At 61.9% G+C, this 10830-nt stretch carries 12 protein-coding genes; 7 read left to right on the top strand and 5 right to left on the bottom strand.

Annotated features, from left to right (window positions below):
* The first annotated feature begins 133 nt into the window (after nucleotides 1–133).
* The 5 genes from WBB85_RS17115 (at nucleotide 134) to WBB85_RS17095 (ending at nucleotide 4128) form a co-directional block, all read left to right on the top strand.
* Nucleotides 134–439, top strand: coding sequence for a DUF2849 domain-containing protein (locus tag WBB85_RS17115; protein ID WP_432639806.1), 306 nt, complete (start codon nucleotides 134–136; stop codon nucleotides 437–439).
* Nucleotides 432–2102 (top strand): nitrite/sulfite reductase, encoded by a 1671-nt coding sequence (locus WBB85_RS17110; protein WP_432639805.1) that lies wholly within the window; start codon nucleotides 432–434, stop codon nucleotides 2100–2102. Before WBB85_RS17115 ends, WBB85_RS17110 begins: the two co-directional genes overlap by 8 nt.
* Complete coding sequence (locus tag WBB85_RS17105; protein ID WP_432639804.1) at nucleotides 2092–2862, top strand: phosphoadenylyl-sulfate reductase; 771 nt, start codon at nucleotides 2092–2094, stop codon at nucleotides 2860–2862. Before WBB85_RS17110 ends, WBB85_RS17105 begins: the two co-directional genes overlap by 11 nt.
* Nucleotides 2859–3230, top strand: a complete 372-nt coding sequence (locus tag WBB85_RS17100; protein ID WP_432639803.1) for a DUF934 domain-containing protein — start codon at nucleotides 2859–2861, stop codon at nucleotides 3228–3230. The genes WBB85_RS17105 and WBB85_RS17100 overlap by 4 nt, the downstream gene beginning before the upstream one ends.
* A gap of 70 nt (nucleotides 3231–3300) precedes the next feature.
* Complete coding sequence (locus WBB85_RS17095; protein ID WP_432639802.1) at nucleotides 3301–4128, top strand: ferredoxin--NADP reductase; 828 nt, start codon at nucleotides 3301–3303, stop codon at nucleotides 4126–4128.
* 125 nt (nucleotides 4129–4253) lie between these two features.
* On the opposite strand, the gene WBB85_RS17090 is transcribed toward WBB85_RS17095, so the two are convergent.
* The 5 genes from WBB85_RS17090 to yajC form a co-directional block, all read right to left on the bottom strand.
* On the bottom strand, nucleotides 4254–4778 hold the full coding sequence (locus WBB85_RS17090; protein ID WP_432639801.1) for a GFA family protein: 525 nt from the start codon (nucleotides 4776–4778) through the stop codon (nucleotides 4254–4256).
* 133 nt (nucleotides 4779–4911) lie between these two features.
* Nucleotides 4912–5271 carry an Mth938-like domain-containing protein gene (locus tag WBB85_RS17085; RefSeq protein ID WP_432639800.1) on the bottom strand — a complete coding sequence of 120 codons (360 nt, stop codon included), beginning with the start codon at nucleotides 5269–5271 and terminating at the stop codon, nucleotides 4912–4914.
* A complete protein-coding gene (gene secF / locus WBB85_RS17080) occupies nucleotides 5268–6242 on the bottom strand; it encodes a protein translocase subunit SecF (protein ID WP_432639799.1) in 975 nt (324 codons plus the stop codon). Before secF ends, WBB85_RS17085 begins: the two co-directional genes overlap by 4 nt.
* A gap of 12 nt (nucleotides 6243–6254) precedes the next feature.
* Nucleotides 6255–7925 carry a protein translocase subunit SecD gene (secD, locus tag WBB85_RS17075; RefSeq protein WP_432639798.1) on the bottom strand — a complete coding sequence of 557 codons (1671 nt, stop codon included), beginning with the start codon at nucleotides 7923–7925 and terminating at the stop codon, nucleotides 6255–6257.
* A 32-nt stretch (nucleotides 7926–7957) separates the two neighbouring features.
* Nucleotides 7958–8287: a preprotein translocase subunit YajC gene (gene yajC, locus WBB85_RS17070; protein WP_432639797.1), complete on the bottom strand. Its 330-nt coding sequence runs from the start codon at nucleotides 8285–8287 to the stop codon at nucleotides 7958–7960.
* A gap of 268 nt (nucleotides 8288–8555) precedes the next feature.
* On the opposite strand from yajC, the gene WBB85_RS17065 reads away from it, so the two are divergent.
* Together WBB85_RS17065 and serS are read left to right on the top strand one after the other, a co-directional pair.
* Complete coding sequence (locus WBB85_RS17065; protein WP_432639796.1) at nucleotides 8556–8825, top strand: ParB N-terminal domain-containing protein; 270 nt, start codon at nucleotides 8556–8558, stop codon at nucleotides 8823–8825.
* A gap of 224 nt (nucleotides 8826–9049) precedes the next feature.
* On the top strand, nucleotides 9050–10339 hold the full coding sequence (gene serS / locus WBB85_RS17060; protein ID WP_432639795.1) for a serine--tRNA ligase: 1290 nt from the start codon (nucleotides 9050–9052) through the stop codon (nucleotides 10337–10339).
* Nucleotides 10340–10830: the final 491 nt, after the last annotated feature.

Below are 10830 nucleotides of genomic sequence, written 5' to 3'. Positions count from 1 at the left end.
TTCCATTCCCGCCCAGATAAAGAACGTATGTCCTTATTCGCAAGGGCATATGGCAACATATAGGGATAATTTCCTATATTGGGATCAAGAAATCACCCGACCGGCCCCGCCGCGCCCCGAAAGGACTTCACCCATGGCCCGCGCCTTTACGCCCAAAGTCGTCACCGCGAATGCGCTGATCGAAGGCGATGTCGTCTATCTGACTGCCGACGACCACTGGACCCGCGATCACGCCGAAGCCGAGCTGATCGAGGATGAGGCCCATGCCCAGCTGCGTCTGCTGAAGGCCGGAAGCCAGAAGGGCATCATTGTCGGCGCCTATCTTGCCGATGCAAAGCCCGGTTCTGCCGGCCCCGAACCCATCCATTTCCGCGAAGCGTTCCGCACCCGGGGCCCTTCGAACTATGCACACGGCAAGCAGGAGGCCGGTCATGTATAAGTACAACAGCTTCGACGAAGCCTTCATCCGTCAACGCAACGCCCAGTTCCGCGCGCAGGTTGCGCGCCGCATCGACGGGTCGCTGACCGAGGATGAATTCAAGCCCTTGCGACTGATGAACGGCCTTTATCTGCAACTGCATGCCTATATGCTGCGGGTGGCGATCCCCTACGGCACGCTCAGCGCGGATCAGATGCGCCAGCTCGCGATGATCGCCGACCGCTGGGACAAGGGTTACGGCCATTTCACCACCCGCCAGAACATCCAGTATAACTGGCCGAAACTTACCGATGTGCCCGACATGCTCGACGCATTGGGCGATGTCGAGATGCATGCGATCCAGACCTCGGGCAACACGATCCGCAACGTCACCGCAGATCATTTCGCCGGTGCCGCCGCCGATGAGATTGAGGACCCGCGCCCGACGGCCGAGCTCATTCGCCAGTGGTCGACCGATCACCCGGAATTCCAGTCCCTGCCGCGCAAATTCAAGATCGGCGTCACCGGATCGCCGAATGACCGCGCCGTCACCAAGTCGCACGACATCGGCCTGCGCATCGTGCGCGGCAGCCATGGCCAGACCGGCTATGAAGTGCTGGTCGGCGGCGGTCTTGGCCGCACGCCGATGGTCGGTCAGGTGATCAAGCCCTTCGTGAAGAAGGAAGACCTGCTGCCCTATCTGGAGGCCATCGTCTCGGTCTACAACCTGATGGGCCGTCGCGACAACAAGTACAAGGCGCGGATCAAGATCACCGTTTTCGAAAACGGCATGGAAAAGTTCCGTGATGCGGTCGAAGAACGCTTCAAGGTGACGAAACAGGAATTCGGCGGCATCAGCGCCGATGTTCTGGCCGAGATCGAGGATTTCTTCGCCGCCCCCGCCTTCCGCAATGCGCCCGAGGATGCTTACCTTGCCGCGCGCAATGCCGATCCGGTGTTCCGGTCCTGGACCGACACCAACCTGACCGCGCATCGCGCCCCGGGCTATGCCATTGTGACCGTCTCGCTCAAGGCGCATGGCGAAACGCCGGGCGACGCGACATCCGAGCAGATGCGGCTTCTGGCCGATCTGGCCGAGGTCTATGGCCATGGCGAATTGCGCATCAGTCATGAGCAGAACGTGATCCTGCCGCATGTCCACAAGTCGGACCTGCCGGCCCTGCACGCGGCCCTGAAGGCCGAACGGCTCGCCACCGCCAATATCGGCCTGGTGTCGGACATCATCGCCTGCCCCGGCATGGATTACTGCGCGCTTGCCACCGCCCGTTCGATCCCGGTCGCGCAGCAACTCAGCACCCATTTCAAGGCCATCGGTCTGGAAGAGGAAATCGGCCAGCTCAAGATCAAGATCTCGGGCTGCATCAATGCCTGCGGCCATCACCATGTCGGCCATATCGGCATTCTTGGCCTCGACCGGGCGGGTGTGGAGAACTACCAGATCACGCTCGGCGGCGATCATACCGAGAATATGGTGGTCGGCGAACGCGCGGGCCCCGGTTTCTCGTATGACGAGATTGTGCCTGCCATCGAGCGTCTCTTGCGCGCTTATCTGGCGGTCCGCGAGGACGCGTCCGAGACGTTCCTTGAGGCCTATCGCCGCCTGGGGGCCGAGCCGTTCAAGGCCGCCCTCTACCCGGCCGAGGCTGCCCGCGATGCCGCTTGAGGCCCCCCTGCCCTCGATTGCAGAGCGTGTGACCACGCTCAACGACCGCTATCGCCATCATTCGGCGACAGCGGTCCTTGAGCGGTCGCTCTTCGATCCCGAGCTGGGCAATGTGGCGCTGGTGTCGTCCTTCGGGGCGGAATCGGTGGTGCTTCTGCACCTCGTTTCAGTCATCGCACCCGGCACGCCGGTGATCTTCATCGACACCCAGATGCTGTTCCCCGAGACGCTGGAATACCAGCGCGATCTGGCAGACCGGCTGAATCTGACCGATGTACGCACGATCCGCGCCGACCGCCGCGCGACCGATTTCGAAGACCCGGACGCCACACTCCATCAGTTCAGCACCGATGCCTGCTGTGCGCTTCGCAAGGTCGCGCCGCTGGAACGCGCTTTGCAGGGCTTCGATGGCTGGATCACCGGGCGCAAGCGGTTTCAGGCCGGAACCCGTGCGGCGCTCAACTTCTTCGAAAATGAAGAAGACCTGAGGATCAAGGTCAATCCCTTGGCCCATTGGGGGCGTGAGGATCTTGAGGATTACATCGCCAACAACAACCTGCCGCGCCATCCGCTGGTGGCCAAGGGTTATCCTTCAATCGGCTGTGCGCCGTGCACCAGCCCGGTGAAGGACGGGGAAGATCCCCGCGCAGGCCGTTGGCGCGGAACCCAGAAACAGGAATGCGGCATTCATTTCGTGAACGGAAAGGCCGTGCGCGGCCCCGTGTCGCAGAACGATGAGACCAAGGAGACAGCAGCATGAGCGTGATCGTGCGTGACGACGGCTTTCATGCCGATGACTATAAGGGTGAGGCGATTGATCTGGCACAGGACCTGATGCCCGGTGATCTGCCCACCGACTTTCACGGTGTCGACCTGATCCGGGTCGCCTTCCCCTCCTCTGCCGACGGGCGTGGCTTCACGCTGGCCCGGCACCTGCGCGCGCGCGGCTATACCGGGCGTCTGCGCGCGCAGGGCCATGTCCTTGCCGATCAATATGCGATGGCGCGGCGCTGCGGGTTTGATGAGGTGGAAATCCCCGACGATCTGGCCGCGCGCCAGCCGGCCGATCAGTGGACCTTCCGCGCCGACTGGCAGGACCACGATTACCGGGCGCGGCTGAAGGCCTGACGCAGCGGGGTTCCCTCCATTCCGAAATGCCAATAGAAGGATGGGTGCGCGATACGTGCCCATAAGGATCATGAACGATTTGAACACGTTGAACGAAACAACCGCCAAACCCGTCCGCACCCTGCCGGATGCGCAAACCGTCACGTCGGTCAAGCACTGGACCGACCGGCTGTTTTCCTTCCGCGTGACGCGGCCGCAAAGCTTGCGCTTCCGTTCGGGTGAGTTCGTGATGATCGGCCTTATGGGCGATAACGGCAAACCCCTGCTGCGCGCCTATTCCATCGCCTCGCCGTCGTGGGATGAGGAACTGGAGTTCTATTCGATCAAGGTGCCGGACGGGCCCTTGACCTCGAAACTCCAGCACATTGAGCCGGGCGATGAGATCATCCTGCGGCCGAAACCCGTAGGCACGCTGGTGCATGACGCGCTTTTGCCCGGCAAGCGGGTCTGGTTCCTTGCCACCGGCACCGGTATCGCGCCCTTCGCCTCGCTCATGCGCGATCCGGAGACCTATGAGAAGTTCGATCAGGTCATCATGATGCATACCTGCCGCGAACAGGCGGAACTGGATTATGGCCGTGAACTGGTCGAAAGCCTGGCCGACGACCCGCTGATCGGCGAGATGGTGGCAGGCAAGCTGCTCTACTACCCGACCACGACGCGGGAAGAGAGCCCGCGGATGGGCCGGATCACCGACAACCTCAGCTCTGGCAAGGTCTTCGCCGATCTCGGCCTGCCGCCGATGGACCCGGCCACTGACCGGGCGATGGTCTGCGGCTCGCTCGCCTTCAACGTCGATGTGAAAGCGGTTCTCGAAGGCTTCGGCCTGCGCGAGGGCGCGAATTCCGAACCGCAGGAATATGTCGTCGAAAAGGCCTTTGTCGGCGACGGCATCTGACACTGGCTTTCCCCGGGAAGGTGGGTTGAAACCCACCTTACACCGGGATCAGACCGCCCGGACATCTGCGTTGCCGATGCCCATATCGCGATATCGTGGTGTCATTGGCCCGGATAGGGCGAACCTTACCGGGCGGTACGCTCCTGAGCAGCTGCCATAGCAGCGCCGAACTCTTCCGGGCTTGGCGAATGCTCGAATGTTGGAATGCCCTCGGGCAGCCTGACCCAGCCCTGTTTGCGACTGGTCCAGATATGGGCCATCGGCTCAAGGCGCTGACTGCTTTCCAACGTGCCCGCGCTCAGAAAGATCATGCCGGGCAACATATTGTTCCGGTTGTAGATCCGCGTGTGGCAGGTCTGGCAAAACACTTCTGTCAATTGCATCCCGTTCGCCGCGCGCTGAAATTCCTCAACAGATCCGTCGCACTCAAAGGCATCGGCCCCTAGCATCGCATGTTCGGCAAAGGCGCTGCCGCTGCGCGTCTGGCAATTCAGGCAATGGCATGCATAGACATGAAGGGGACCCGCTTTGATGGCATAGGTCACCGCTCCGCATTCACATGCGCCGGACTTGGTAATGATAGTCTCCTTGGGCGATTTTCGTGTCCGGATATCACCGGCCAGGAGCGGTGAACAGGGGCCGACAGCCACCCGAACGCAGTTCCGTAGCTGCCCCCGGAAACCCCCTGCCCCCCGAAAGCGTTTCGAGTTTTGATTGAACCAACAGGCATATGAATTCGAACGAAAATGTTCGAATTCCGATGAGATAAAAACGCGAAACGCTCTATTCCACCGGCAGCAAAGCCGCAGCGATCCGCCGCCCTTCGGACAGCAGCACATTATAGGTGCGCGCCGCCGCATCGGTCGCCATCGCCTCAACGCCGATGCCCGCGTGTTCCAGCGCCTGCCGCAGGGCGGCGGGGGCATGGGCAATGGCTTTTCCGGTGCCGAGGAAGAGCACATCGATCTCATCCGCCAATGCGATCAGGGGGGCTGTGTCGTCATAGCCGCCCCAGATCCGCGCCGAGGTCGAGGTGACCAGAACCGGCCCATGCAGGACCTGCCCCCCGACGCGGAAAAACCCCGGCCCATAGCCGTCGATGGGCGTCAGCCCGTCAAAGGCGATATCGGTCAGCTGGATCATTTGCCCGTGGCGAACTGGGTGCCTGCCGGGCCGTCATCCTTCTTGCCCCAGTCGCGCTTGACGCCCAGCATCAGGACCACGTTCTTGGCGACATAGACAGAACTATAGGTGCCGACGATCACGCCCCAGGTCATTGCGAAGACAAAGCCCCGGATCACGTCGCCGCCGAAGACCAGAAGCGCGATCAGCGCCAGAAGCGTCGTGCCCGAGGTCATGACCGTGCGGCTGAGGGTTTCGTTGACCGACAGGTTGCAAAGGTCGCGGAGCGGCGTGTTTTTGTACTTGATCAGGTTTTCCCGCAACCGGTCGAAGACGACGACGGTGTCGTTGATCGAATAGCCAAGGATCGTGAGCAAAGCCGCGATGATCGTCAGATCGAACTTGATCTGGAAGAGCGAGAAGATACCGATCGTCAGCGCGATATCGTGGATCAGCGCCACGACCGCACCCACCGAAAACTGCCACTCAAAGCGCAGCCAGATGTAGAAACAGATCGCCGCAACCCCGGCGAGGACCGAGAGGACGGCGGTCTTGATCAATTCGCCCGACACTTTCGGCCCGACGGATTCGACCGACGGGAAAGTGATCGAGGGATCGACCCCCTTCAATGCCGCCTCGATGCTGGTGATGATCTCGGGCGTGATCGCCTCTGCCCCTTCCTGCGCCTGAATGCGCAGCAAGGCCACATGCTGATCCTCGCGGAAGGTCGGGTCAAAGACCTGAGTGATCGAAACATCGCCAAGACCAAGGGGCACCACCGCATCGCGATAGGCCCCGACATCTACGGCGCTGGTGGATTCGGTCCGGATCGTGGTGCCACCCTTGAAGTCGATGCCGAAATTCAGCCCAATGACGAGACTCAGCAGGACCGAGGCCACCACCAGCGCGACCGACCCCCAGAAGGTCAGCCATTGCCAGCGGAAGAAGTCGATATTGGTGGTTTCGGGGACGAGTTTGAGACGGAATGCCATTTTGATTGCCCCTTAGACCGTGACCGTTTTCGGCCGCTTGCGCTCGAACCACATGACCACCATCGCCCGCGTCACGAAGATCGCGGTGAAGACCGAGGTGACAAGGCCGACGACCAGTGTGACGGCAAAGCCCTTGACCGGGCCAGAACCGAGGAAGAAGAGGATGAGCGCGGTGATGAAGGTGGTGATATTGGCGTCGATGATCGCCGACATCGCCTTTTCATAGCCAAGCTCAATCGCCCGTGCCGGGCCTTTGGCCGTCTTCATCTCTTCACGTATCCGTTCGAAGACAAGCACATTGGCGTCAACCGCCATGCCCACCGTCAGCACGATCCCGGCGATACCGGGCAAGGTCAGCGTTGCCCCAATGGTCGACAGGAACCCGAACAGCATCGAGATGTTGAGGCCGAGCGCGACCGTGGCGAAGACACCGAAGAGCCCGTAACTCGCGATCATGAAGGCGACGACGGCGACGATACCGACAATGGCCGCAAGCCGGCCCGCATCAATACTGTCCTGCCCCAGTTCCGGCCCGATCGTGCGTTCTTCAAGGAAGGTCATCTTGGCGGGCAACGCGCCAGCACGCAGCAAGACGGCAAGATTGGTAGAATTTTCGACCGAGAACGACCCGGTGATGATCCCCGACCCGCCCGGAATATGCTGATTGATGCGCGGGGCCGAGATGACCTCATTATCCAGAACGATGGCGAACAATTGCCCGACATTGGCGGCGGTATAGTCGCCGAACTTGCGCGCGCCCGACGGGTTGAAGCGGAACGAAACCGCAGGGCGGCCGTTCTGGTCAAAATCGGGCCGCGCATCGACAAGGTCCTCACCCGTCACCACAGGCAGGTCGTCAAGCGTGTAGAAGATGCCGTTCTCATCCTCGTCGATCGAGGGCAGGATAACCGTGCCCGACTTGGCAATGGCATTGCCGTCCGATCCGCGCCCCAGAACCTGCTGGAAGGTCAGTTGCGCGGTGGTGCCGATCAGTTCCTTCAATTCGGTGGCCGACCCGATGCCCGGCACCTGGATCAGAATGCGGTTGTCGCCCTGACGCTGGATCGTCGGTTCACGGGTGCCGACCTCATCGACCCGGCGGCGGATGATCTCCAGCGACTGTTTCAAAGTCCGGTCATCGGTTGCGGCACGTTCGGCCTCGCTCAGACGGATGATCAGCTGGTTGCCCTCGGCGGTGACGTCGATGTCCTGCTGCCCGACCCCGGTCAGGCTGACGACATTGGTGGCCAGACCGTTGGCGATCTCGACCGCCCGGGCCATCGCCTCGGGTTCTTCGATCTGGATGCGCAGTTCCGACGGGTCGGAGGGCGCCCGGCGGATGCCGCCCAGCTCGCCCCGTGCATCGGAAAGCGCCCGGCGCATTTCCGGCCAGAGCCCGTCCATCCGCGCCTTGTAGACATCCGCCACCTGCACTTCGGCCAGAAGATGTGCGCCGCCCCTGAGGTCAAGCCCGAGATTGACCAGGCCCGAAGGCAGCCAGTCAGGCCAGAGCGCCCGGTCGGCCGCTTGCGCCTCGGTCTCAAAACCGGCGCGTTCGGCCGCCGTCACGGCGTCATTGTGCATCTCTACACGGGTATAAAGGGCGTTCGGCAGCGCCGTCAGCAGGCCGAGGGCGCAAAGCCCCCAGATGACGATCCGCTTCCAGAGGGGGATGTGCAACATGTCGGGGGCTCGGTTCCTTGGCGCGGGCGCGTTTACTTCGACGCGGCCGGCTCGGTCTTGGACAGGACGGTTGCGATGGTCGCACGGACAACGCGGACCTTGACGCCCTCGGCGATCTCGACCTCAAGTTCGCCGTCTTCCTTGACCTTGACGACCTTGCCGATGATGCCGCCTTGCGTGATCACCTGATCGCCGCGGCGCAACGCCTCGACCATGGCTTTGTGTTCCTTCATATTTTTCTGCTGCGGACGGATCAGCAGGAAATACATGATCGCGAAGATGAGTATGAGCGGCAGGAACTGCGCGAAACCGGCAGCGCCACCGCCCCCGGCGGCCTGGGCATAGGCGGGTGTGATCAGCATGAAAGGCGTCCTCTTGCGTGATGGGGCGCTTGACCGCCCGCTTTTGTCGCCCGGGAACCTATAGTCGCGACCGGGGCTTTGCAAGGAGGGCAGGCCAGCCTGTCGCAGCAGTCCGACCCGTTTCCATCACCTCTGTGCAACAGCGGTAGGTGCTGACCCTTCTACGTGACTGCCTATACATGTCATCAATTGCAGCAGGGATCATGCGGAGCCCAACAGTTTCCCCGACACATCCCCTGGACTACGTTGGCATTGTCACAATCGATCAATGGAGCAGCTTCAGATGCTCGTAAGATTAGAAATTCCGATCGACCGGATCCATGTGCCGGTGAAACGCCGAAAAACGCTCGACTTCGAGCGAATGAACAACCTTGCAATGAGTATTCTTGAAGACGGTCAGAAAACCCCCGTGCGCCTTCGGCAAGAGAAGACAAGTGGTGGATTTGTTCTTCTGGAAGGTCTGCATCGCCTGGAAGCCATGAAGGCCCTGGGCGAGACCAGAATCGAGGGATACCTCGTTCAGGGAAGACTTCACTGACCCGTTCCGGCAAGCGTTCCCCCGCTTGCCGTAAAAGCACCCGACTGCCAGGCAATCGCCTGCCGCAATCCCCCAAGCGCAAAGGCAGTCGGGTGCAATTTCCTTCAGTTCGTCACCACATTCACCTTGCGATCGCCATTGCCGTTCCGGGTAAAAACAGCAGTTCCCCTCTTCTGTCGGTTGGGGCATAACGCGCCCTGTACGTTTCCGCGAAAGGTGAGAAGATGCACGATATCCGGCAGATCAGAGAGAACCCCGCTGCTTTCGATACAGCGCTTGCCAAGCGTGGGCTGACCGGTCTCTCGTCGGACATCCTGACCCTTGACGAGGCGCGGCGGGCGAAGATTCTTGCCGCCGAAACCGCTCAGGCCGCCCAGAACGCGGCTTCGAAAGAGGTGGGCGCGGCGAAAGCCAAGGGCGATGAGGCAGAGTTCGAGCGCCTGCGCGCGCTGGTGACCGAAAAGAAGGCCGAAGTGGCGCGACTGAATGAGGAAGCCGCCGCGGAAGACCTGCGGCTGCGCGACATGCTCATGTCCATCCCGAACCTGCCGTTTGACGAAGTGCCCGAAGGTGCGGACGAAAACGACAATGTGGAAATCCGCCGCTGGGGCACGCCGCGCAGCTTCGATTTCAAACCCGTGGAGCATTACGAGATTGCAGGCGTAAAACCCGGCATGGATTTTGAGACAGCGGCGAAACTCTCCGGCGCCCGCTTCGTCCTTCTGCGTGGTGGCGTCGCCCGCATCCACCGGGCGCTGGCGCAGTTCATGCTGGACCTGCACACGGATGAACACGGGCTGACCGAGACAATCACCCCGGTGCTGGTCAAGGACGAGGCCATGTACGGCACCAACCAGCTGCCGAAGTTCGCCGAGGACAGCTATCAGACCACCAATGGCTGGTGGCTGATCCCGACCTCGGAAGTGACACTGACCAACACCGTCGCGGGCGACATCCTTGACGAGGCCGCTCTGCCGATCCGCATGACCTCGCATACCCAATGCTTCCGCTCGGAAGCGGGCAGCGCGGGCAAGGACACGGCCGGCATGCTGCGCCAGCACCAGTTCGAGAAGGTGGAGATGGTGTCGATCACCACGCCCGACACGTCGATGAGTGAACACGAGCGCATGACGAACTGCGCCCAAGCCGTTCTGGAACGGCTCGGCCTGCCCTACCGCACGGTTGTCCTCTGCACCGGCGACATGGGCTTTGGCGCCCGCAAGACCCATGACATCGAGGTCTGGCTGCCCGGGCAGAACACGTATCGCGAGATCAGCTCGGTCTCGGTCTGCGGCGACTTTCAGGCACGGCGGATGAACGCGCGCTACCGCCCGGCAGGCGGCAAGCCCGATTTCGTCCACACGCTGAACGGCTCCGGCCTCGCCGTCGGGCGCTGCCTGATCGCGGTGCTGGAGAACGGCCAGCAGGCGGATGGTTCGGTCACGATGCCAGAGGCGCTGGTGCCCTGGCTCGGCGGCAAGACGCGGCTGACGGCCGACGGGCAGCTCGTCTGAATTTCCACTTGGGTGAAATATCCCCGCCGGAGGCAGCCCGCCACCGGCGGGCCTCAGGCTGTATCGAACCTACCGGCGCAACGTCTTTGCTCTCGTTGGAGCCCTTTGCGGATTTTCCTTCACAACGTGAGCCGGGTGAGCGACTGCCCGTGGGATGGCGCCGCGACGGATGTTCAGGGCAATTTATCCTCGCAAAGACCCTCTGACCTCATATGATGCGCGCGGCCGCCAAAGCGCCAGCCCGCCGGGACGCGCAGGCGCTCGCCCGGCGCGCTTCGCGCTTGTTTCCGGGCGGAGGGGGCCCGCCTGAATGTCGCATGGTCCCGATACTGTCTTCCCGGCGGTTCCGGACCGTCGCTCTACTTCTTCACCTGTTTCCCGACATGTTTCCTCAACCGTGACGGCGTGTGGAACTTCTTGTCCTTGAACGGGTTCTTGTCGCCCTGATCGCGCATGGTCAGGCGGATCGGCGTGCCGGGCATGTCAAAGTC

Source organism: Albidovulum sp. (genome assembly GCF_049646345.1).
Lineage (GTDB): Bacteria > Pseudomonadota > Alphaproteobacteria > Rhodobacterales > Rhodobacteraceae > Albidovulum.
Note: the sequence above shows the minus strand (reverse complement) of the source record. Positions and strands in the feature narration are given on the sequence as shown.

What these genes read in the sequence shown, in the direction of transcription:
- secD (WP_432639798.1), bottom strand. Translation starts at nt 7,925, where the DNA reads ATGTTGCACATCCCCCTCTGGAAGCGGATCGTCATCTGGGGGCTTTGC.
- WBB85_RS17085 (WP_432639800.1), bottom strand. Translation starts at nt 5,271, where the DNA reads ATGATCCAGCTGACCGATATCGCCTTTGACGGGCTGACGCCCATCGAC.
- serS (WP_432639795.1), top strand. Translation starts at nt 9,050, where the DNA reads ATGCACGATATCCGGCAGATCAGAGAGAACCCCGCTGCTTTCGATACA.
- WBB85_RS17100 (WP_432639803.1), top strand. Translation starts at nt 2,859, where the DNA reads ATGAGCGTGATCGTGCGTGACGACGGCTTTCATGCCGATGACTATAAG.
- WBB85_RS17095 (WP_432639802.1), top strand. Translation starts at nt 3,301, where the DNA reads ATGAACGATTTGAACACGTTGAACGAAACAACCGCCAAACCCGTCCGC.
- secF (WP_432639799.1), bottom strand. Translation starts at nt 6,242, where the DNA reads ATGGCATTCCGTCTCAAACTCGTCCCCGAAACCACCAATATCGACTTC.
- WBB85_RS17105 (WP_432639804.1), top strand. Translation starts at nt 2,092, where the DNA reads ATGCCGCTTGAGGCCCCCCTGCCCTCGATTGCAGAGCGTGTGACCACG.
- WBB85_RS17115 (WP_432639806.1), top strand. Translation starts at nt 134, where the DNA reads ATGGCCCGCGCCTTTACGCCCAAAGTCGTCACCGCGAATGCGCTGATC.
- WBB85_RS17110 (WP_432639805.1), top strand. Translation starts at nt 432, where the DNA reads ATGTATAAGTACAACAGCTTCGACGAAGCCTTCATCCGTCAACGCAAC.
- yajC (WP_432639797.1), bottom strand. Translation starts at nt 8,287, where the DNA reads ATGCTGATCACACCCGCCTATGCCCAGGCCGCCGGGGGCGGTGGCGCT.
- WBB85_RS17065 (WP_432639796.1), top strand. Translation starts at nt 8,556, where the DNA reads ATGGAGCAGCTTCAGATGCTCGTAAGATTAGAAATTCCGATCGACCGG.